At 72.5% G+C, this 21,169-nt stretch carries 16 protein-coding genes; 4 read left to right on the plus strand and 12 right to left on the minus strand.

The features are described from left to right. Positions 1 to 80: 80 nt before the first annotated feature. On the plus strand, positions 81 to 992 hold the full coding sequence (locus tag LNW73_RS22265) for a helix-turn-helix transcriptional regulator (protein ID WP_250991101.1): 912 nt from the start codon (positions 81 to 83) through the stop codon (positions 990 to 992). On the opposite strand, the gene LNW73_RS22270 is transcribed toward LNW73_RS22265, so the two are convergent. Further along, positions 993 to 2,417: an MFS transporter gene (locus LNW73_RS22270; RefSeq protein WP_250991102.1), complete on the minus strand. Its 1,425-nt coding sequence runs from the start codon at positions 2,415 to 2,417 to the stop codon at positions 993 to 995. A 105-nt stretch (positions 2,418 to 2,522) separates the two neighbouring features. Between LNW73_RS22270 and dusB the strand changes: the two genes are divergently transcribed. From dusB to LNW73_RS22285, 3 genes are all read left to right on the plus strand, one after another. Further along, complete coding sequence (dusB, locus tag LNW73_RS22275) at positions 2,523 to 3,665, plus strand: tRNA dihydrouridine synthase DusB (RefSeq protein WP_250991103.1); 1,143 nt, start codon at positions 2,523 to 2,525, stop codon at positions 3,663 to 3,665. A gap of 449 nt (positions 3,666 to 4,114) precedes the next feature. Further along, a complete protein-coding gene (ppdK, locus tag LNW73_RS22280) occupies positions 4,115 to 6,826 on the plus strand; it encodes a pyruvate, phosphate dikinase (RefSeq protein WP_250975815.1) in 2,712 nt (903 codons plus the stop codon). Positions 6,827 to 7,008: 182 nt separating this feature from the next. Beyond that, a complete protein-coding gene (locus tag LNW73_RS22285) occupies positions 7,009 to 7,821 on the plus strand; it encodes an HAD family hydrolase (RefSeq protein ID WP_250991104.1) in 813 nt (270 codons plus the stop codon). Between the two features lie 34 nt (positions 7,822 to 7,855). On the opposite strand, the gene LNW73_RS22290 is transcribed toward LNW73_RS22285, so the two are convergent. From LNW73_RS22290 to LNW73_RS22340, 11 genes are all read right to left on the minus strand, one after another. Then, on the minus strand, positions 7,856 to 8,770 hold the full coding sequence (locus LNW73_RS22290) for an oxidoreductase (RefSeq protein WP_250991105.1): 915 nt from the start codon (positions 8,768 to 8,770) through the stop codon (positions 7,856 to 7,858). 235 nt (positions 8,771 to 9,005) lie between these two features. Beyond that, positions 9,006 to 9,647, minus strand: a complete 642-nt coding sequence (locus tag LNW73_RS22295; RefSeq protein WP_250991106.1) for a PhzF family phenazine biosynthesis protein — start codon at positions 9,645 to 9,647, stop codon at positions 9,006 to 9,008. A gap of 8 nt (positions 9,648 to 9,655) precedes the next feature. Next, the gene (locus LNW73_RS22300; RefSeq protein WP_250975811.1) at positions 9,656 to 10,888 is read right to left on the minus strand and encodes a type III PLP-dependent enzyme; all 1,233 of its coding nucleotides are present in this window, start codon (positions 10,886 to 10,888) and stop codon (positions 9,656 to 9,658) included. After that, entirely contained in the window at positions 10,885 to 12,678 is a 1,794-nt protein-coding gene (locus LNW73_RS22305; protein ID WP_250991107.1) for an IucA/IucC family protein, read from the minus strand. The genes LNW73_RS22300 and LNW73_RS22305 overlap by 4 nt, the downstream gene beginning before the upstream one ends. Positions 12,679 to 12,689: 11 nt before the next feature. Then, the gene (locus LNW73_RS22310; protein WP_250991108.1) at positions 12,690 to 13,925 is read right to left on the minus strand and encodes an MFS transporter; all 1,236 of its coding nucleotides are present in this window, start codon (positions 13,923 to 13,925) and stop codon (positions 12,690 to 12,692) included. Then, entirely contained in the window at positions 13,922 to 15,676 is a 1,755-nt protein-coding gene (locus tag LNW73_RS22315; RefSeq protein ID WP_250993004.1) for an IucA/IucC family protein, read from the minus strand. The genes LNW73_RS22310 and LNW73_RS22315 overlap by 4 nt, the downstream gene beginning before the upstream one ends. 74 nt (positions 15,677 to 15,750) lie before the next feature. Next, positions 15,751 to 16,944 carry an ATP-grasp domain-containing protein gene (locus LNW73_RS22320; RefSeq protein ID WP_250991109.1) on the minus strand — a complete coding sequence of 398 codons (1,194 nt, stop codon included), beginning with the start codon at positions 16,942 to 16,944 and terminating at the stop codon, positions 15,751 to 15,753. Between the two features lie 92 nt (positions 16,945 to 17,036). Continuing rightward, positions 17,037 to 18,044: an ABC transporter substrate-binding protein gene (locus LNW73_RS22325; protein ID WP_250975807.1), complete on the minus strand. Its 1,008-nt coding sequence runs from the start codon at positions 18,042 to 18,044 to the stop codon at positions 17,037 to 17,039. 91 nt (positions 18,045 to 18,135) lie between these two features. After that, positions 18,136 to 18,975: an ABC transporter ATP-binding protein gene (locus LNW73_RS22330; protein ID WP_250991110.1), complete on the minus strand. Its 840-nt coding sequence runs from the start codon at positions 18,973 to 18,975 to the stop codon at positions 18,136 to 18,138. Continuing rightward, positions 18,972 to 20,114 carry a FecCD family ABC transporter permease gene (locus LNW73_RS22335; RefSeq protein WP_250991111.1) on the minus strand — a complete coding sequence of 381 codons (1,143 nt, stop codon included), beginning with the start codon at positions 20,112 to 20,114 and terminating at the stop codon, positions 18,972 to 18,974. Before LNW73_RS22335 ends, LNW73_RS22330 begins: the two co-directional genes overlap by 4 nt. Beyond that, on the minus strand, positions 20,111 to 21,079 hold the full coding sequence (locus tag LNW73_RS22340; RefSeq protein ID WP_250980153.1) for a FecCD family ABC transporter permease: 969 nt from the start codon (positions 21,077 to 21,079) through the stop codon (positions 20,111 to 20,113). Before LNW73_RS22340 ends, LNW73_RS22335 begins: the two co-directional genes overlap by 4 nt. Between the last annotated feature and the right edge of the window lie 90 nt (positions 21,080 to 21,169).

Consider the following 21,169-nt stretch of genomic DNA (forward strand, 5'->3'; position numbering starts at 1 on the left):
TTCAGGGTGGTACCAGAGAGCGTTTATCCAGGTATAAGAACCACCACGCAACTGGCTCCGCGATCCGGCATGCTGGAAGCATGCCTACGACGACGCCCCCCGCGCAGCACGAGTCGGACGCCGACATCAAGCGGCGCGAGCTCGCCTCGTTCCTGCGCAGCCGCCGTGAGCGCATCGCTCCCGAGCAGGTCGGACTGCCGGCGGGGCGGCGGCGCCGCACGCCCGGGCTGCGCCGCGAGGAGGTCGCGGGCCTCGCCGCGGTCGGCGTCACCTGGTACACGTGGCTGGAGCAGGCCCGGGACATCCAGGTGTCCGCGCAGGTCGCCGACGCCATCGCCCGCGCCCTGATGCTCGACCCGAACGAGCGCGTGCACCTGTTCACCCTCGCCGGGGTCGCCGACCCGAGCCCCTTCGCCGACTGCCCCGGCATGTCGGACCAGATCCGCCTGATGCTGGAGCAGCTGGAACCGCTGCCCGCGTTCGTCGCCAACAGCCGGCACGACGTGATCGCGTACAACCGCACCTACGGGCGGCTGGTCGACGATCTGGACGCGCGGCCCTTCGAGGACCGCAACATCATGTGGCTCGCCTTCACCGACCCGGCCTGGCGCGAGGCGCTGATCGACCGGGAAGAGGTGATCCGGCTGATGGCCGCCAAATTCCGGTCCGCGATGGCCGAGCACCTCGCGGAGCCGGCCTGGAAGTCGCTCCTAAAGCGTCTCCAGCAGGCGTCACCGGAGTTCTGCGAGGCGTGGGACCGCCATGAGGTGCTGCAGCCGGACAACCGCTCCAAGCGCTATCTGAACCCTCAGGTCGGGCTGCTCACCTTCGACTTCACCCATCTGTGGCTCGGCCCGCGCTCCGGGCCGCGGCTCGTGACGTACACCCCGGCGGACGAGGTGACGCGTACCCGGCTGCAGCGGCTGTACGAGCTGTGCGGCCCTGCCGCGGGCGGCCCGCGGCCCGTTCTCGCGTCGGCGGGCCGGTCGTAGTCAGGAGTTCGTGACCGCTTCGGTTCCGACCGTCCGGGGCGCCGGCTCCCGGAAGCGTTCCGCGGCCCGTTCCGCGGTTCCGGCGGCCCAGCGGCCGGTGGTCAGCGTGCCGAGGAGCAGGACGACGGCGCCGCAGCCGGCGATGATCCACCAGGCGGTGGTGTGCAGCCCGGCGGCGATGGCGGCGCCGATCACGGCGACCCCCAGCGACTGCCCGACCTGGCGGCTGGTGGAGGCGACGGCGGCGGCCACCCCGGCCTGCGAGCGCGGCATCCCGGACACGGCGGTGTTGGTGATCGGCGCGTTGACCAGCCCGAACCCGATGCCGAAGAGGACGTACGAGGTGAACAGCAGCGTGTTGGAGGACTCGGCGTCCAGTGCCGCGAACATCACGCCGCTGATCGTCATCGCCGTACCCGCGAGCACCAGCGACAGCCGTGGCCCCCGGTTGCCGACCAGCCGCCCGGACAGCGGGGCGAAGACCAGGCACATGACGGCCATCGGCAGCATGTAGAGCCCGGCGTCGAGGGCGGAGAGGCCGCGGGTGTTCTGCAGGTACAGGGTGTTGAGGAAGAGGAAGCCGCCCAGCGCCGCGAAGGCGCTCACCGCTATGACCGTCGCGCCGCTGAAGGGCGCACTGCGGAAGAAGCCGAGCTCGATCAGCGGGTCCACGCGGCGCCGTTCGTAGCTCAGCAGCCCGGCGAGCGAGCCGATGGCGACCGCCAGGCAGCCGAGGATCAGCGGCGACGTCCAGCCCGCGTCCGGCGCCTCGATGATCGCGTACGTCAGGGAGCCGAGCAGGGCGATGACGAACAGCTGGCCGACCGGGTCCACCCGGCGCGCCTTGGGGGCGCGCGACTCGGGCACGTAGCGGGCGGTCAGGGCCAGGGCGAGCAGTCCGACCGGGAGGTTGATCCAGAAGATGGAACGCCAGCCGACGGTCTGCACGAGCAGTCCGCCGAGCACCGGGCCCGCCGCCATGCTGACGCCGACGACGCCGCCCCACACCCCGATCGCGCGGGCGCGCTCCCGGGGGTCGGTGAAGGTGTTGGTGATGATCGACATCGCGACCGGGTTGAGCATCGAGCCGCCGACCGCCTGCACCATCCGGAAGACGACCAGCCAGTTGAGGCTGGGCGCCAGGCTGCAGAGCACCGAGCCCGCGGTGAAGAGCACCAGACCGGTCTGGAAGACCCGGCGGCGGCCGATCCGGTCGGCCGTCGAGCCGGCGAGCATCAGCAGCGAGGCCAGCACCAGCGTGTACGCGTCGATCGTCCACTGCAGACCGGAGACCGAGGCGTGCAGCTCCTTCTGCATGGAGGGCAGCGCCACATTGAGGATCGTGTTGTCGAGGCTGACCATGAGCAGGCTCATGCAGCAGATCGCCAGCACGAGCATGCGGCGCCGGGAGCTCAGTTCCGGCACGTCGGGCCTCCTGGGATCAGCCGTTCCTCGCCCTCGTGGCCAAGGGCACACATATACGTGAACGGTACATCGAAATCCCCGTCCGGCGTACGCGACAATGGGGCCATGACCGCTGACGCCACCATGCCACTTCAGATCGGCCCGCACACCGTGTGGCCGCCGGTGGTGCTCGCCCCCATGGCCGGGATCACCAACGCGCCCTTCCGCACGCTGTGCCGTGAGTTCTCCGGCGGCAAGGGGCTGTTCGTCAGCGAGATGATCACCACCCGGGCACTCGTCGAGCGGGATTCCAAGACGCTGCGGCTGATCCGCTTCGACGCGACCGAGAAGCCGCGCTCCATCCAGCTCTACGGCGTCGACCCGGTGACCGTCGGCAAGGCCGTCCGCATGATCGCGGACGAGGGCCTGGCCGACCACATCGACCTCAACTTCGGCTGCCCGGTCCCCAAGGTGACCCGCAAGGGCGGCGGCTCGGCCCTCCCGTACAAGCGGAACCTGCTGCGCTCCATCCTGCGTGAGGCGGTCGCGAACGCGGGGGACCTGCCGGTCACCATCAAGATGCGCAAGGGCATCGACGACGACCACCTGACGTATCTCGACGCGGGCCGGATCGCGGTCGAGGAGGGCGTCACCGCCGTCGCCCTGCACGGCCGCACCGCCGCACAGCACTACGGCGGCACCGCCGACTGGGACGCCATCGCCCGCCTCAAGGAGCACGTCCCGGAGATCCCGGTACTCGGCAACGGCGACATCTGGCGCGCCGACGACGCGCTGCGCATGATGCGCGAGACCGGCGCCGACGGCGTCGTGGTCGGCCGCGGCTGCCTCGGCCGACCGTGGATCTTCGGCGACCTGGTCAGCGCGATGGAGGGCGGGGACGCGCAGGCCCGGCCGACGTTCAAGGAGGTCGCCGTCGTCATGCGGCGGCACGCGGAGCTGCTCGGCGAGTGGATCGGCGACGAGGAGCGCGGAGTGATCGACTTCCGCAAGCACGTCGCCTGGTACACGAAGGGCTTCTCGGTCGGCTCCCAGCTGCGCCGCAGCCTCGCCGTCTCCTCCTCCCTCGCCGAGCTGGACGAGCACCTGGCCGCCGTGGACCTCGACCAGCCCTGGCCCGAGAGCGCCGACGGCCCGCGCGGCCGCACCGCGGGCAACAACCGCGTCGTGCTCCCGGACGGCTGGCTGAACGACCCGTACGACTGCGCCGCCGTCAGCCCGGAAGCCGAGCTGGACACGTCGGGCGGCTGACGTCCTCGCGCGGCGCCCCTCGGCGGACGGATGTCCCCGGACGTCCGAAAGGTGAGATGGAGCGTCCAGCGGGGCTCTCGCGAGCGCGTGATTCACGCCACGTTTGATGGGGGTTGCGCTCAGATGAGCGCGAAGCCATGACTGCACCTCTCCAAGGGATGGCACTCAGTGCCATCCCGGCCCGTCCACTTGATCAACGATTTCTCACGCTGAGTGAACTCCGATCGGTGAACGCACCACGCTGCGCGGTCGTCGGTTCGACAAGTGAACGGAATCGGGCGCGCACCGCCGCGGCGCGTTACTTTCGATCTAGTGGCAGACGGGTGGTTACGGCCGTCTGATGTGGTGATGGACGTGCTGCAAAGCCTTGGGAATGGGTACGCTCCCCGCCGTCAGGGCATCCCTCCCCCAGACCCTGTCCGGGGGGACCTCACGAGGAGTCGAGTCCCGTGTCGGAACAGGTATCGCAGAAGTTCGTCTACGACTTCACTGAGGGCAACAAGGAACTCAAAGACCTGCTCGGCGGAAAAGGTGCGAACCTCGCCGAGATGACCAACCTCGGTCTGCCCGTCCCTCCGGGCTTCATCATCACGACCGAGGCGTGCAAGGTCTACCTGGACTCCGGCCACGAACCGGCGGAGCTCCGCGACGAGGTGAGTGCGCACCTCGACGCCCTCGAGCAGAAGATGGGCAAGAAGCTCGGCCAGCCGGACAACCCGCTGCTGGTGTCCGTGCGGTCCGGGGCCAAGTTCTCCATGCCCGGCATGATGGACACCGTCCTCAACATCGGCATGTCCGACGCCTCGGTGGCCGGGCTCGCCGCCCAGGCCGGGGACGAGCGCTTCGCGTGGGACTCCTACCGCCGGCTGCTGCAGATGTTCGGCAAGACCGTCATGGGCGTGGACGGCGAGCTCTTCGAGGAGGCCCTCGAGGAGATCAAGCGCGCCAAGGGCGCCGAGAGCGACCTCGGTCTCGACGCGGCCGACCTCCAGCAACTCGTGGAGGAGTTCAAGGGCATCGTGCTCAAGGAGGCGGGCCGCGAGTTCCCGCAGGAGCCTCGTGAGCAGATGGACCTCGCCGTGCGCGCGGTCTTCGACTCGTGGAACACCGACCGCGCCAAGCTCTACCGCCGCCAGGAGCGCATCCCCGGCGACCTCGGCACGGCCGTCAACATCTGCTCCATGGTCTTCGGCAACCTCGGCCCCGACTCGGGCACCGGCGTCGCCTTCACCCGCGACCCGGCCACCGGCCACCAGGGCGTCTACGGCGACTACCTGCAGAACGCGCAGGGCGAGGACGTCGTCGCGGGCATCCGCAACACCGTGCCGCTCGCCGATCTCGAAGGCCTCGACAAGGCGTCGTACGACCAGCTCATGCAGATCATGACGACGCTCGAAACGCACTACAAGGACCTGTGCGACATCGAGTTCACCATCGAGCGCGGCCACCTGTGGATGCTGCAGACCCGCGTCGGCAAGCGCACCGCGGCGGCCGCCTTCCGGATCGCCACCCAGCTCGTCGACCAGGGTCTGATCGACGAGGCCGAGGCGCTGCAGCGGGTCAACGGAGCGCAGCTCGCGCAGCTGATGTTCCCGCGCTTCGAGGAGGACTCGAAGGTCACGCGGCTCGGCTGGGGCATCGCCGCCTCGCCCGGCGCGGCCGTCGGCAAGGCCGTCTTCGACTCGTACACCGCCGTCAAGTGGTCGCGGTCCGGCGAGAAGGTCATCCTGATCCGCCGGGAGACCAACCCGGACGACCTCAACGGCATGATCGCCGCCGAGGGGATCCTGACCTCGCGCGGCGGCAAGACCTCGCACGCCGCCGTCGTCGCCCGCGGCATGGGCAAGACCTGTGTGTGCGGCGCCGAGGAGCTGGAGGTCGACACCAAGCGGCGCCGGATGACCGCGCCCGGCGGGATCGTCATCGAAGAGGGCGACGTCGTCTCCATCGACGGCTCCTCCGGCAAGGTCTACCTCGGTGAGGTGCCGGTCGTCCCGTCCCCGGTCGTCGAGTACTTCGAGGGCCGGATGCACGCGGGTGCCGACGACGCCGACGAGCTGGTCCAGGCCGTCCACCGGATCATGGCCTACGCCGACCGGGTCCGCCGGCTGCGGGTGCGGGCCAACGCCGACAACGCCGAGGACGCCAACCGCGCCCGGCGCTTCGGCGCCCAGGGCATCGGCCTGTGCCGCACCGAGCACATGTTCCTCGGCGAGCGGCGCGAGCTGGTCGAGCGGCTGATCCTCGCCGACACCGACAGCGAGCGCGACGAGGCACTGGGTGCCTTGCTGCCGCTGCAGAAGGCCGACTTCATCGAGCTCTTCGAGGCGATGGACGGCCTGCCGGTGACGGTGCGCCTCCTCGACCCGCCGCTGCACGAATTCCTGCCCGACATCACCGAGTTGTCGGTGCGGGTGGCGCTCGCGGAGTCCCGCAAGGACGCCAACGAGAACGATCTGCGCCTGCTGCAGGCCGTCCACAAGCTCCACGAGCAGAACCCGATGCTGGGTCTGCGCGGCGTCCGGCTCGGCCTCGTCATCCCCGGTCTGTTCTCCATGCAGGTACGGGCGATCGCCGAGGCGGCCGCGCACCGCAAGGACATGAAGGGCGATCCGCGTCCGGAGATCATGATTCCGCTCGTGGGCACCGTCCAGGAGCTGGAGATCGTCCGCGAGGAGGCCGAGAAGGTCATCGCCGAGGTGGAGGCCGCCACCGGCATAAACCTCAAGCTGACGCTCGGCACGATGATCGAACTGCCGCGTGCCGCGCTGACCGCCGGCCAGATCGCCGAGGCCGCGGAGTTCTTCTCCTTCGGCACGAACGACCTGACCCAGACGGTGTGGGGCTTCTCCCGCGACGACGTGGAGGCCTCGTTCTTCACCGCGTACCTGGAGAAGGGCATCTTCGGCGTCTCCCCGTTCGAGACCATCGACCGGGACGGCGTCGGCGCCCTCATCCGCTCCGCCTGCGAAGCCGGCCGCGCGGCGCGCCCCGGCCTGAAGCTCGGCGTCTGCGGTGAGCACGGCGGCGACCCCGAGTCCGTCCACTTCTTCCACGAGGTCGGACTCGACTACGTCTCCTGCTCCCCGTTCCGGATCCCGGTGGCCCGCCTCGAAGCGGGCCGCGCGGCGGCGGACCCGTCCGGCAACGACAGCCGGTGACCGGCCTGCTTCCGGTCACCCCGTAGAACCATCTCCACCCTCACCGGGGGCGGCGTCTCGTGCGGAGACGCCGCCCCCACCCTTTTCCGCCCCCCTCCCCACCCCCCGTCGTTTCACCGCAGGCCGCCCTGCCTCCACCTCCCGTCTCCACCCTTTTCCGGCGTATCTGCCATGATCCGAACATGACTGCTTCTCCCTCCCGAACCCCTCCCCGGCTGGTGGCCACCGACCTCGACGGCACGCTGCTGCGCAGCGACGGAACGGTCTCGGAGCGGACCCGGCGGGCGCTGCGGTCGGTGGCGGCCGCGGGTGCCGAGGTCGTCTTCGTGACGGCGCGGCCGCCGCGTTACGTGGACGGCATCGCCGAGGGCGCCGGGCACGAGGGGACCGCGATCTGCTGCAACGGCGCGATCGTCTACGACGTCCCCGGCCGGCAGTTCCTCGACGCGCGGCTGATGCCGACGGCCGTCGCGCGCAAGGCGGCGGAGGCGCTCGTCGCGGTGCTGCCCGGCTCGACGCTCGCCCTGGAGACCGGCCACCGCCTGATCAGCGAGCGGGACTTCGGGAAGAAGGACTTCCAGGAGGTGATCGTGGAGACCGCCGCCGAGCTGTGGGAGTCGGACGAGGACATCGTCAAGCTGCTCGTGCACTCCTCGCGGCACCACGCGGACCTGATGATGACCGCGGCGCACGACGCCGCGCTCACCGGCGTCGAGGTCACGCACTCCGGCGGCTCCGGCATGCTGGAGGTCAGCTCGCCCGGCGTCACCAAGGCCGGCACGCTCGCCCTGTGGTGCGCGGCCCGCGGGATCGGCGCCTCCGAGGTGGTCACCTTCGGCGACATGCCGAACGACCTGTCCACCCTGACCTGGGCAGGAGCCGGCTACGCGATGAGCAACGCGCACCCGGACGTCCTGGCCGCGGCGCCGCTGCGGGCCGCTTCGAACGACGAGGACGGGGTGGCGCGGGTGCTGGAGGAGCTCTACGGCGCGTAGCACCCGCGCGGCGCCGGCCCGTTGGTGCGCCGGGTCAGAACTTGTACGTCACGCCCGTCAGCTGCTCGGACGCCGTCCACAGCATCTCGCCCGCCCGGTCGTCCTTCGTCCAGGAGGCGCGCCAGGAGCGGCTGGGCGCGCCGCGCCAGCCCAGGAACCGGGGGCCGATGAACGAGTCCGGGGCCACGTCCGGTGCGGTGGCCGCGTACAGCGTGGGCAGCGCGCCCGCCGCGGCCGACTGGCCGATGATCCGGTTGCCGACGACGGCGACGCGTTCGGCGGACTTGCGGCCCTCCATCTTCGCGCCCGCCGTCTGGAGATTCGTTTCGGCGTAGCCGGGGTGCGCGGCGGCGGCCACCAGGTCCGCGCCCGTCGTCTCCAACTGCCGCGCCAGCTCGTGGACGAACAGCAGATTGGCGCTCTTGGAGCGGCCGTACGCGATCCAGCGGCGGTAGCGGCGCTCGCTGTTCAGGTCCCCGAGATCCACGTTGGCGATCGCGTGCATCCCGCTGGAGACGCTGACGACCCGGGCCCCGGGGGTCGCGAGCAGCCTCGGCAGCAGCAGGCCCGTCAGGGCGAAGTGACCGAGGTGGTTGACGCCGAACTGGGTCTCGAACCCGTCGGCGGTCTGCGTGTACGGCAGGGCCATCACGCCCGCGTTGTTCACCAGCAGATCCAGCCGGTCGCCCGCGAACTCCTCCGCGAAGGCCCGCACCGACCTTAGGTCCCCCAGGTCCAGCCGCTGGAACACCGCCCGCGCCTCCGGCACCTCGGCCACCAACCGGTCCGCCGCCGCCTGCCCGCGCTCCTCGCTGCGGCACGCCAGGACGACCAGCGCGCCACGCCGCGCCAGCTCCCTCGCGGCGCAGTACCCGATGCCGCTGTTGGCCCCGGTCACCACGGCGGTGCGTCCGGTCTGGTCGGGGATGTCGTTCGCAGTCCAGCCCATGTGACCGGTTCTCCTCGTGTCGCTGGCCGAAATCCGGATCCCCCGGCGGTCAGCTTAGAGAGCGGGCCGCGGATGCACGAGCCGTGTGCGTCACGGGTCCCGGCCGGCAGGTACTCCCGTGGCGTTCCGGCCGGTCAGCGCCCCGCCGCGGGGACCGTCCCGCGCAAGAAGCCGACGAGGAGTTCGGTGACGGCGGAAGGCCGATCCAGGCTGGGCAGATGGCCCGGCCCCTCGTTCAGCGCACGTGCGCCACCCGGCCGCCCACGTCGACCGTGCCGTCCGGGCCCGGGCGGGTCAGGATCTGGGAGGCGGTGCCCTGGCGGATGTCGAGGGGGCGGGCGAGTTGGGCGGTGAGGACGACCGCGGAGGCGCCGGTCGCCTCGTCCTCGGTGATGGCGTCGCCGCGGCGGGGGAAGCCGCGGGCGCGGATGCGGCCCGCCGCTTCATCGGCCCAGGCCCAGGCGTAGAGCCAGCCCTCGCCGGGCGGCGGGGAGGGCAGGGCGTCGACCTCGGCGACCGTCGCGTACTGCTCGGTGCGGCGGCCGGGGGCCCAGGCGGCGCGGCCGCGGATCCAGGTGAAGTCGCCCTCCGTCCAGGCGGGGACGTCGCCGGCCGGCGGGCGCAGGAGGGACGACTTCAGGTGCCAGGCGGTGCCGACGAGGGGGTGGCCGGCGAAGGGGAGCTCCACGCTGGGGGTGAAGATCCGCACTTCGCCGCGTTCGGCGTCGTCGATGAACACCGTCTCGCTGTACCCGAGTTCGGCGGCGATCGCCTGGCGGGCGGCCGGGTCGGAGGAGCCGGCGGTCACCACGCCCAGCAGGTTGCCGCCCCGGCCGTCGGGGCCGATGAACACCCGGAGCACTTCATGATCGGTCATGGGCCGATTCAAGCACTGCCCAGGAAGTGGAAGCCCGGCCGGGGATGCATCAGGAAGTCGTGGTGGGAGATGTTCCACGCGTACGCCCCGGCCAGCGCGAACACCACCCGGTCGCCGGCCCGCAGGCCGGGCGCCGGGACCCGGCGGGCGAGGACGTCCTTCGGGGTGCAGAGCTGGCCGGTGAGGGTGACGTGGTCCTGTTCGGCGGCGGGGCGCGGCCACGGGTGGGGCCAGTGGTCGACGGGCAGGACCGCGCAGGGCTGGTCGTGGCCCTTGGTCGCCGGGGTGCGCAGATGGTGGGTGCCGCCGCGCAGCACGGCGAACTCCTCGCCGTGGCTGGGCTTCACGTCCAGCGCCTCGGTGGCGTACCAGCCGCAGTAGGCGCTGAGGGCGCGGCCCGGCTCGATGCGCAGCAGCAGACCGGGGTGGGCGGCGGTGAGGCGCGCGAGCCCCTCGCCGTAGGCGGTCCAGTCGAAGCGCGCGCCGGGATCGGCGTAGTCCACGGTCATGCCGCCGCCCACGTTCACCTCGGGCAGCGCGATGCCGTGCCGGGCGGCCAGGCCCACCGCGAACGCGACCACCTCGGCGGCCACGGCGAGCTGCGCCGCCGCGTCGAGGCCGCTGGCGAGGTGCGCGTGGATGCCGCGCAGCTCCAGCTGGGGGTGGCTGCCGTCGGTGAGCAGCCGTACGGCACCGTCGGCCTGTGCGGGATCGAGGCCGAACGGTGTCGGGCGGCCGCCCATCGCCAGCGAGCTGCCCTCCAGCGCCGCGCCCGGCACCGGCAGGTTGAAGCGCAGCAGGACGGGAACGGTCCGGCCGGGGGCCAGTTCCGCGGCGAGGTGGCCGAGCATCCGCAGCTCGTACTCGCTCTCCACGTGGAAGCGTTCCACGCCCAGCTCCAGCGCCGCCGCGATCTCGGCCGGGGTCTTGCCGGGCCCGCCGAAGGCCAGCGGGCGGTCCGGGACGGCCTTGCGGACGTGGGCCAGTTCGCCGCCGGAGGAGACCTCGAAACCGTCGACGTACGGGGCGAGCGCGGTCAGGATCTCCGGCTCGGGGTTGGCCTTGGCGGCGTAGTAGAGCTCGACGCGCTCGGGGAGCGCGGCCCGTACGGCCGCGGCGTGGGCGCGCAGCTCCGCCAGGTCGTAGAGGTAGGCGGGCAGGTCGTCGGCGGCGAGGTACGCGGCCCGTTCGCGGACCGCGTCGGTCAGCAGCGCCGCGCCGGCGGAGGGGTTCGGGGTCATCGGGTGCTCCAGGGCTCGGTCCGGTCGCTGTCGTCGCCGGTTCCGCAGCCCGCCGTGCCCGGGGCCGAAGCCCCGGAGAGCACGTCCTCGGCCAGCGGTGAGGGCAGCCGTACATAGCCGGCCTCGCGGTCGGCCTTGCGCTCCCAGCGGGTCAGGAGGTTGGCCTTGGCGGGCAGCGGGACCCCGGCGAGCAGGGCGCTGAGCCGGGGCGGGCAGCCGTGGGCGTCCGCGTACTCGCGCAGCACGGAGTGCACCCGCGCCCACAGGGCCGTCTCGGAGTGCGGGTGCAGATCGGCGAGGGCCGCGAGCAGTTCGGCGACGTGGTTGACGAGCAGGCAGTAGATGACGCGGTCCCAGCCGCGTTCCGCGTCGTACGTCATGGGGGCCGCGACGTCGGCGGGCAGCGCGGCGAGGGTGGCGGCGTGGTACTCGGGGACGAGCTTGGTGCCCTCCAGATCGCGGAAGAGGACCTGGACGGGGAGGCCGTCGCCGTCCACCCCGATCAGCACGTTCTGCAGATGCGGTTCCAGCACGACGCCGTGGTCGAAGTAGGCGGCGAGCACCGGCGGGAGCAGCAGTCGCAGATACGCAGTCCACCAGTCGAGGGCGGCCTGCGGGCCCGCCCCGTCGAGGAGCCGGGAGATGTGCGCGGAGCCGGTGGGGTACTCGTCGGCGACGGCGGCGGCCAGCAGCGGGGTGACGCCGGGGCGCAGATGCGCGTCCAGGCCGTCGCGGACGATGACGCCGAAGCCTTCCAGCAGGCCGATGTCCGGGCGCCCGTCGGCGCCGGGCAGCGCGAGGCTGCGGTACGCGGGCTCCCGCAGCATGGCGCTGTCCGGGAAACGGCCGGCCAGGTCGGCGAGGACCGGCGCCAGCAGGCGGGTGAGCGCGACCGCGCCGGACAGCTCGTAAGCGGCGTTCTTCCGCAGGCAGTTGGTGATCCGGATGTTGAGGCTGAACTTCAGGAACGTGTCGCCGTCGTACAGCGTCCGGACCGACGCGGTCGGTGTCGCGGCCGCGTCGCCGGTGCCCAGGTCGAGGATGTCGCCGCAGGCGAGGGCCGCGCGCAGCGCCGGGTGGTCGTGCAGCAGCCCGTACTGCCACGGGTGCGCGGGCAGCAGCCGGTAGCCGGCGGGCACCGGCCGCAGCCGGTCCAGCGGGTCGGCGGCACCGGGTTCGCTGCGCTCCTCGGCGATGAGGTGCTCGCGGACGGCGAAGTGCCGCAGCGGGAACGTCGCGCCCGCCTCGGGGGCGTACGCGGCCCACGACGCCGGGTCGCCGGTGCGCGCCTTGGGGGTGGGGTGGAAGCGGTGGCCGAACAGCAGCGACTGCTCCGACTCCAGGTAGTCGGGGGCGCCTAGCCCGTCGTCGCCGGGCACGGGACGGGGGAGCGACAGGGCGGCGGTGACGCCCCGGTGGTTGGAGACGATCTGGTCCAGGAACTCGTCGTTGCGCACCCCGGTCCGCAGCGACAGCTCGTCGTGCACGTACTCGGCGAGCCGGTACCAGTCCAACTCCTTCCACTCGTCCGCGTGTTGCTCCGCGACGGGGCCGGTGAAGCGGTGCGCGCCGATCAGCGAGGTGCGGCGCAGCGCGACGCGCAGCAGCGCGCCCGCGCGGGGCAGCCGCAGCAGCAGGTGGCCGTCCGCGACCGCGGTCTGGTGCTCGGGTCCCGAGACCTCGCGGAGCAGGCAGTTGAGCAGGGTGTGGGCCACGACGTCATCGGCGCCGGGAAGGCCGCTGTCGGAAAGGCCGGCGGAGGGCTGCGCGAGGCGCAGGGGAAGCGTCATCAACGGCTCCATCAAGGGTGCGAGAAGAGAGCGTGTACGGCGGCTGCGACGGTGATCAGGGCGACGGCGGTGCCCGCGAGTACGGGTGCGGTCGGTCCGAACGCGCTGTTGCCGAGTGCGGCGACCACTCCGGCGGCGACGGCTCCGCCCTTGGAGACGAACTCCAGGGTGCCGAACATCCTTCCCGGGGAACGGCCTTGCACCGCGTCGGCGGCGAGCAGCGACAGACCGACCAGGCCGAGGGTGAGCCCGGCGCCGAGCAGCAGCCGGACGGCCGTGAACGTGATCAGCGAACCGGCCACGGCGTGCCCGGCGAGACCCGCGGCCACCGCCGCGAAACCCAGGGCGATACCGAGCCGGGGGCGGTTGCGGAAGGCGGAGTGCACGGGCGCCGCGAAGAGCAGGTAACACAGGTGCGGCAGGGCGAAGAGCGACCCGGAGACGACCGGGGAGATCCCCGATATTCGGTCCCCGAGCAGGGCGATGAGGTAGGGGAACGAGATCACGGTCGAGAAGACGAACGCGAACTCGAAGACGTACAGCTCCCGCAGCAGCCTGCGCTGCGCGGTGACCGGCGGCGCCACCGCCACCGGCTCGGGCTCCTGCGGCGACATCCGCCGCTCCGCGAGCGGCTTCTCCAGGACCACGACGGACTCGCGCGGTTCCGGCAGCGCCAGCAGCATCGCGGCGGCGCCCAGCGGGAGCAGGGCGAGCAGCGCGTACTGGCGGTGCGGGGAGAGCCAGGGGGACAGCGTGCCGACCACGATGGGCGCGGCGACCAGGGCGGCGCGGGCGCTGCCCTGCATCAGGGTCAGGGCCCAGGACAGCCGGGTGCCGTCCAGCCCAGCCGCGAGATAGCCGTTGGTGGCGGCGAAGGTCCCGCCGAGGATGCCCTGGAGTACCAGGGCGGCGGTGAAGGTGGGCAGCGAGTCGGCGGCCCCGGCCAGCAGGAACGACAGCGCCAGCCCGAGCTGGGCCCGCAGCAGCAGCCGTTTGCGGCCGTAGCGGTCGGCCAGCCGCCCCCACAGCGGGGCGGCGAGGCCGCCGAAGACCGTCGGGACGATGTAGAGCAGCCCGGCCCAGTGGGCGGTCGGGTCACCCAGTTCCGGCAGGATCGACGTCAGGTACGGGGGCAGGCCGAGCGCGGCGAACGAGGCCACGAAGTAGCAGGCCGCGACCGCGTGCACCTGGCGGCGCCCCAGGGTGGGAGCCGGAGCGGCGGAGATCGTCGCCGCTTCGGCGCTCACCGCGAACCAGTCCCGACCAGCAGGTAGTTGGGTCCTGTCGTGTAGTGCTTGTTGATGTCGGCCGCGCCGGAGCGCTCCTTGCTGAGCAGCGTCCCGGCGCTGACCATCGCCTTGACCGGGAGCCGCTCGGCGTTCAGCACGCGGTCGCGCAGCAGCTCGGCCGGCTCGCCGCCCAGGCGGTCGAACGCCTCGGAGAGCCGGTCGCGGACCAGCCGCAGCAGGTCGTCCAGCGGCGCCCGCCCGTGGCCGGCGAGCCCGAAGGCGTACGAGCCCGCGCACAGGTGGACGGTGATGGTGGTGAACAGGTCGACGAGCGGGTCGTCGGAGGCGCAGAAGATCCGCTCGTCGTCGAACTCGTCGATGCGGGACGGAAGTTCACCCAGCGCCCGGCTCAGCCGCGCGGTGTTGATGCGCGGCCCGTCGTTGTCCTTCAGGACCAGCCGCAGCCGGGTGGTGCCCGTCGCGCGGTCCTGGTCCAGGGCGAGAGAGATGTTCTGCTGGTGCGACTCCAGGGCGATTCCGTAGCCGAAGAGCGTGGTCTGCCAGTCGAACAGCAGCGTCAGACAGGCGTCCAGGAGAGCGATGGGGTCGCCGTCGTAGAAGCGGTCGGCGAGCTGGTCGATCACCAGCCGGCCGTCCGGGGCGCCGGCGAGCAGCGCGGCCATCGGGACCAGGACGGAGTTCTGCAGGTGCTCCGGATAGGAGCGCAGCAGGACGGCGAGGAGTTCGTGCCCGGCGTGCGCGTAGCGGCGCTCGTCGGCGAGCAGCACGGTGTCCTGGAACCGGGGTTCGCGGGCGATCACCTGGCTCAGCAGCAGCTGGCAGGCGGCCCCGTCGGCGAGCGTGCCCGGCTTGATGGTCCGCCGGTTGCGCAGCCCCAGGGTCGCGGTGGCCAGCGGCAGCTTCAGGTGCAGCAGCGGGTACGTACGGTCCGCGAGCGTGCGCATGGACAGGGTGGGGACGAGGGCAAGGGGCGCCTGTTCGGCGAGGAACGCGGTCCCTTCCAGGCCGGTGGCGCGCAGCGCCTCGTCCAGCGGCGTCCCGACGGTCAGCGGGTGCACCGGGAGCACGGTGTGGGTGTCGCGCAGCTCCGGCCTGCCGAGGGAGGCGGGCGTCGGCCACAGATAGGCGTACGCCTCGGCGGGGCCGCCGCCGGACTCCGTCACGGCCGCGCGGGGCAGGACGAGCCAGCGCGGTGCCACGTCCTCGTGGAACTCCGGTGCGTAGGCGCGCAGTTCGGACTCGTCGAGCCCGCTGCGGCCGCGCGACGTCGGATACACCGGGTGGTCGTGGAAGGCGGCCAGCGCGTCGAAGCCCGGACTGCGGGCGTACGTCCAGTACGCGGTGTCGGCGCCGTACCGCTCCGCGAGCCGGCCGGTCACCTCCGCGCGCACCCGGTCGTGCAGCCGCAGGGTCGCGGCGGTCTGCCGGCACTCCTCGGCGAACGCGTCGAAGCCGGCCCGGTCGGCGGGGTCCGCCAGGGCGCGCAGCGCCCGCAGTACGGCGTCGGTGCCGGTGAGTTCGCGGCCGTCCGAGGCGCGCCGCAGCAGCGGCAGCCGGGCGGCGTACTCGCTCTGGAAGCCGTCCTCGGTCACCGGGAGCAGCAGCGCGTTCTCGTAGCCGCCGTCCCCGTCACCACCGTAGGTGTAGGGCAGCCGCAGCCAGCTGCCGTCGGATTCCTCGACGAGGGTGGAGCGGGTGCGCAGCCCGACGACGTCCTCGCGCAGCAGCGCGCTGAGCACGCGCAGCATCAGCTCCGCATCGGTGTCCGCGCCGGCTTCCCCGGCCGCGCTCGTCCCGGCGCCGGTACCGGTCCCGGTGGCCGTCACGGGGTGATCTCCCAGCGCTGCGCCCCGAGGAAGTCCGTCACGACGCGGTCGATCGTCTCCTGGTCGGTTCCGGTGGCGCGCAGGATGCCGAAGTAGTCCCGGTTGGTGTGGTGCAGTTCGTACCGTTCGCCGGTCGCGCGCAGCGGCCGGTAGACCAGCCGGACGCCGTCCACCGTGTGCTCGGTGGCCTCGGGCGCGGCGGTCAGGGTGCCCGCCCGCTCCGCGTACGGGTACTCCAGCCGGGCGCGGCCGTCGTCGCGGGCGCCGAGGTCGGCGGGGAGCGGCTCACCGAGGTGGACGCGGAGGATGTGCTCGAAGAGCGGGATGTCGAGCAGCCCGGCGAGCAGCAGGTCGCACTGGTCGCCGATGGCCCGGTAGTTGACCTCGATGATGCGCGCCCGGCCGTCCTGGACCACGAACTCGGTGTGGCAGGCGCCGAACCCGACGCCGAAGGCGTCCAGTTGCGCGAGGATCTGCGCCACGACCGGTTCGGGGTGCGCGGGGACGAAGGTGAGGCGTTCCTCGATGAAGTAGGGCGGCGGCGAGATCTCGGTGTGGAACCCGCCCAGCACGTGCCGGGTGCGGCCGTCGCCGAGCGTCTCCAGCGTGTACAGCTCGCCGGCGAGGTACTCCTCCGCCACGAGCGCCGCCCGCGGGCGGCGGGCCTGGATCTCCTTGCAGCGCAGCACCAGCTCCTCGGGGCCGCCGACGAGGACCACGTCCTCGCTGGCCACGCCCTCGCGCGGTTTCACCACGCACGGGTAGGGCACCGGCAGTTCGAGCAGCGAGACGGGGTCCGCGCCGGCCGCGAGCTCGGCGGACCACACGGTGTCGGCGCCGGTGGCGGCCAGGTGGCGGCGCATCTGCGCCTTGTCCTTGGCGCGCAGGGCCACCTGCCAGGGCTTGGCGGGCAGCCCGAAGTACTCGGCGGCGAGGGCGGCCTGGGTCTGCAGGTGGTCGCTGTTGGTGAAGACCGCGTGGGGGGTGTGGCCGGTGGCGATCCGGGTGATGACGGCGCGGAAGTCGCGTACGTCGCACTCCTCGACGTCCACCTGGGTGCCGTACAGCTCCTGGTGGGCGGCGGGGGAGTCGGTGAGCACGGTGACGTCCAGACCGAGCCGGGAGGCGGCCGGCAGGAAGCCCTCGGTGACGGAGTCCGTGGGGTTGAGCGCGAGCAGATACAGCCGCATGGCTGAGAGTCCTGTTCTGGGAACGTGTGGAGGGGAGGGGGCGGGCCGGCGGGTGGCGGCCCGCCCCTCTCACACGGGAAGCGTTACAAGCGTCACTTCGGCAGGTCGACGCCGGCGGCCTTGGCCACGTCGCCGAGCATGCTGATCGCGGCCTGGACGCCGATGCCGGACATCCACGTCTCGTCGGTCACGTTGACGACCTTGTGGTTCTTGACCGCGCCCAGGTCCTTCCAGACCGGGTTGGACTCGACGACGCTCTGCTGCGTCTTGGCCGGGTCGTCGGAGACGGTGACGAAGACCAGGTCCGCGTCGGCCTTGTCGATCTGCTCGGGGCCGACCTCCAGCATCGCGCTGTGGACGTTCTGCGAGGCCGGGCGGCCCAGGCCGATGTCGTTCAGCACGACGCCGCTGAACGAGTCCAGCTGGTAGAGCCGGGTCGGGCCGGCGACGAAGCGGACGACCGAGGCGGTCGGCTCCTTGCCGCCGTTCTTGGCCTTGATGGCCGCACCGAGCTTCTTGGCGCGGTCCTCGTAGGACTTCAGCGACGCTGCCGCTTCCTTCTCCAGGCCGAGTGCCTTGGCGTGGACCGCCAGGTTCTCCTTCCAGGGGAAGCCGGTGGTCGCGGTGAAGACGGTCGGCGCGATGGCCTTGAGCTTGTCGTAGACCTTCTCGTGGCGGACCTTCGAGGAGAGGATCAGGTCCGGCTTGAGGGACGCGATCAGCTCCAGGTTGGGCTCGGCGGACGGGCCGACGTCCTTGGTGCCATCCGTCTTGCCCTTCAGGTACGCGGGGAAGCCGCCCTCGGACTTGAGGTGCGGTGCGACCGCGCCGACCGGGGTGATGCCGAGCATCGTCACGTCGTCCAGCTCGCCGGTGTCGAGCACGACCACGCGCTTGGGCTTCGCGGGGATCGTGGTGCTGCCCATGGCGTGCGTGATGGTGCGCGGGAAACCGTCGGCGGTGGCCGCGGCGTTCGCCTTGTCGTCCTTGGCCGGGGTCTCACTGCCGCAGGCGGCGAGCGCGCCCACGCCGATGACGAGGGCGACGGGCGCGGCGATCAGCCGGACGAGACGGCGGCGGAGCGGGGCTCTGGTGTTCATGAGGGTGGGGATTCCTAGCGGCTAGACAGGAGATGGGGACGGGGGAAAGAGAAAGGTCAGGGCGTCAGCTCAGCCGGAGCTCAGCCAGGGCTCAGCCGGCGACGGCGGTGGCGTGCCGTCTGGCGCGTCCGCGGGGGACGACGAGCGGGGTGCCGGTCTCCGGGTCGGGGATGACCTGGCAGTCCACGTCGAACACGGACTTCACCAGCGCCGCGCTGAGCACTTCGGAGGGCGGCCCGGCCGCGGCCAGCCGGCCCTCCTGGAGGACGACGAGATGGTCGGCGTACCGGGCGGCCTGGCCGAGGTCGTGCAGCACCATGACGACGGTGCGGCCGGACTCGGTGTGCAGGTCCGACACCAGGTCGAGGACGTCGAGTTGGTGCCGCAGGTCGAGGAAGGTGGTGGGCTCGTCGAGGAGCAGCAGCTCGGTGTCCTGGGCGAGCGCCAGCGCGATCCAGGCGCGCTGCCGCTGACCGCCGGAGAGCTGGTCCACGTGCTGGTCGCGCAGTTCCGTGGTGCCGGTGCGCTCCAGGGCCTCGTCGACGGCGGCCTGGTCGGTGGCCGACCAGGGGCTGAGCAGCCGCTGGTGCGGGTAGCGGCCGAGCCGGACCAGTGCCTCGACGGTGATCGCGTCGGGGGTGACCGGCTGCTGCGGCAGCAGCCCCATCCGGCGGGCCAGCGAGCGGGCGGGCATCCGGTGGATGTCCGCGCCGTCCAGGGCCACGGTGCCGGCGGCGGGGGAGAGCAGCCGGGTCAGCCCGCGCAGCAGCGTCGACTTCCCGCAGGCGTTGGGGCCGACGATGGCGGTGACGGCGCCGCCGGGCAGGACGAGGTCCAGGCCGCCGATCACCAGCCGGTCGCCGTAGCGCAGGTCCAGGCCGTGGGTGGAGAGCTGGTTGGTGCGGTTCGGCCGGTCGGCGCGGGCGGTCATCCGAAACTCCTGTGCGTGGGCCTGCTCTGACGGATCATCAGGACGAGTAGCCAGGGGGCGCCGAGGGTCGCGGTGACCACACCGACGGGCAGTCCGTGCACCGGCAGAAGATGCTGGACGACCAGGTCGGAGCCGAGCAGCAGGACGGCGCCGGTCAGCGCCGACAGCGCGAGCGTTCCGGCGGTCGGCGGTCCGGCGAGGAAGCGGACCACGTGCGGTACGGCGAGCGCGACGAACGCGACCGGGCCGGTGAGCGCGGCGGCCAGCGAGGCCAGCACGATGGCGGTGAGCAGCAGTTGGAGGCGCGCGGCGGACGGCGCCAGGCCGAGCCCGCCCGCCGAGTCGTCGCCCAGGTCGAGGACGGCGAGGCGCCGGTGCAGGACGAACGCGGCGGCCATCGCGGCGGCCACGGCGCCGCCCGCGGCGGACACCTCGGTCCAGGTCCGCCCGTAGAGCGACCCCGTCGTCCACTGCAGCGCGGAGTTGGCGAGTTCGGCGGGGAAGCGCACCACCATCAGGTTGACGGCGGCGGCCAGGCCGGCCTGAACGGCCAGCCCCACCAGGACGAGACGGGTGACGCCGAGTCCGGAGCGCCAGGCGAACGCGCCGAGCAGGACGGCGGCGAGCAGCCCGCCGCCGAGGGCGGCCAGCGGGATGAGGGTCTGCGAGGCGCCGGTGGCGAGCAGCGAGACGGCGCCGAGGGAGGCGCCGCCGGTCACGCCCATGACGTCGGGGGAGGCGAGCGGGTTGCGGAACAGCCGCTGCAGCAGCCCGCCGGCGACGGCGAGGCCCGCTCCGGCGACGATCGCCGCCGCCATTCTGGGCGCCCGGAACTCCTGGACCACCAGCACGTCGCCGGAGTCGCCGAGGCCGATCAGGGCGCGCAGCGCGGTGAGCGGGGGCATCGGGATCTGCCCGGTGGTGAGCGCGGTGGTGGCCAGTACGAGGATCGCCGCCACGGCGCAGACGCTCAGCAGCGCGGTCCGGCGCCCGGGGGAGGGCCGCCGTTTCGGGGCGGCGGAGGCAGCCTCGGCATCCTTGCGGAGCGTGGGGACGAGGGACTTCGTCGTCGTGGGAGCGGGCGTCGTGGTGGGAGCGGGCGGGGTCAGGGGGGCGGGCGGGGTCGTGGGCGGGGTCATCGGGCCACCTTCCGGGCCAGCACCGCGAGCAGCGGCGCGCCGAGGAAGGCGGTGACGATGCCGACCTCCAGTTCGGAGGGCGCGATCACGACGCGGCCCAGGACGTCGGCGCCGAGCAGCAGCAGCGGGCCGGCGATCAGACAGCCGGGGACCAGCAGCCGGTGGTCGTTGCCGAACACCAGCCGCACCAGGTGCGGGGCGGCCAGCCCGATGAAGGCGACCGGTCCCGCCACCGCGACGGCGGAGCCGGCGAGCAGCACCACGGAGAGGCCGCCGGCGACCCGGATCCTGGCCACCGGCACGCCCAGGGCCTGCGCGGTCTCGTCGCCGAGGGCCAGGGCGTTGAGCGCAGGGGTGATGGCCAGCGCGATGACCAGCCCGACGGCGATCAGCGGGAGTACGGGGTAGAGGACGTCGAGCGTCCGCCCGGACAGCGAGCCCGCGAGCCAGAACCGGGCTTCGTCCAGGGTGCGGTTGCTCGCCAGCATCACGGCGGAGGTCCAGGACACCAGGACGGCCGTCAGCACCGTGCCGCCCAGCGCGAGGCGCACCGGGTCCAGGTCGCCCGCCCGCCGGGCGAGCGTCTGGGCGAAGAGCGCGGCGGCCGCCGCTCCGGCGAACGCGAACCACAGGTACTGCGAAGGGTGCGTCAGATGCAGTGCGTAGATGGCCGTGACGACGGCGAAGCCGGCGCCCGCGTTGATCCCCAACGTGGTCGGCGAGGCCAGTGGGTTGCGCGTGACGCCCTGGGCGACCGCCCCCGCCACCCCGAGCGCCGCGCCGACCGCGAGCCCGATGAGGGTGCGCGGTACGCGGAGCCCGGTGACCACCACGGCGTCACGGCTGTGGGCGTGGTGGAACAGGGCGTCGAGGACGGTGCCGAGGGGGACCGGCCGCGAGCCGAACGCGAGGCTCGCGGCGGCGCACGCCGTCAACGCGACGGCGCCGAGCAGGAACAGCGGTATCCGCCGGACTGGGGAGGGGAGCTGGCCGGCGACGGCCGTCCGCTGGTTCTTGAGCACGCTTCGATCTTAGGTTAGGTAAACCTAACCTTG

It is taken from the genome of Streptomyces sp. RKAG337 (genome assembly GCF_023701715.1).
GTDB lineage: Bacteria > Actinomycetota > Actinomycetes > Streptomycetales > Streptomycetaceae > Actinacidiphila.

Bases quoted from the DNA above. Each gene is read 5' to 3' on its own strand.
- LNW73_RS22265 (WP_250991101.1), top strand. From the start codon at position 81: ATGCCTACGACGACGCCCCCCGCGCAGCACGAGTCGGACGCCGACATC.
- dusB (WP_250991103.1), top strand. From the start codon at position 2,523: ATGACCGCTGACGCCACCATGCCACTTCAGATCGGCCCGCACACCGTG.
- LNW73_RS22285 (WP_250991104.1), top strand. From the start codon at position 7,009: ATGACTGCTTCTCCCTCCCGAACCCCTCCCCGGCTGGTGGCCACCGAC.
- LNW73_RS22290 (WP_250991105.1), bottom strand. From the start codon at position 8,770: ATGGGCTGGACTGCGAACGACATCCCCGACCAGACCGGACGCACCGCC.
- LNW73_RS22295 (WP_250991106.1), bottom strand. From the start codon at position 9,647: ATGACCGATCATGAAGTGCTCCGGGTGTTCATCGGCCCCGACGGCCGG.
- LNW73_RS22300 (WP_250975811.1), bottom strand. From the start codon at position 10,888: ATGACCCCGAACCCCTCCGCCGGCGCGGCGCTGCTGACCGACGCGGTC.
- LNW73_RS22305 (WP_250991107.1), bottom strand. From the start codon at position 12,678: ATGACGCTTCCCCTGCGCCTCGCGCAGCCCTCCGCCGGCCTTTCCGAC.
- LNW73_RS22315 (WP_250993004.1), bottom strand. From the start codon at position 15,676: ATGCTGCGCGTGCTCAGCGCGCTGCTGCGCGAGGACGTCGTCGGGCTG.
- LNW73_RS22320 (WP_250991109.1), bottom strand. From the start codon at position 16,944: ATGCGGCTGTATCTGCTCGCGCTCAACCCCACGGACTCCGTCACCGAG.
- LNW73_RS22325 (WP_250975807.1), bottom strand. From the start codon at position 18,044: ATGAACACCAGAGCCCCGCTCCGCCGCCGTCTCGTCCGGCTGATCGCC.
- LNW73_RS22330 (WP_250991110.1), bottom strand. From the start codon at position 18,975: ATGACCGCCCGCGCCGACCGGCCGAACCGCACCAACCAGCTCTCCACC.
- LNW73_RS22335 (WP_250991111.1), bottom strand. From the start codon at position 20,114: ATGACCCCGCCCACGACCCCGCCCGCCCCCCTGACCCCGCCCGCTCCC.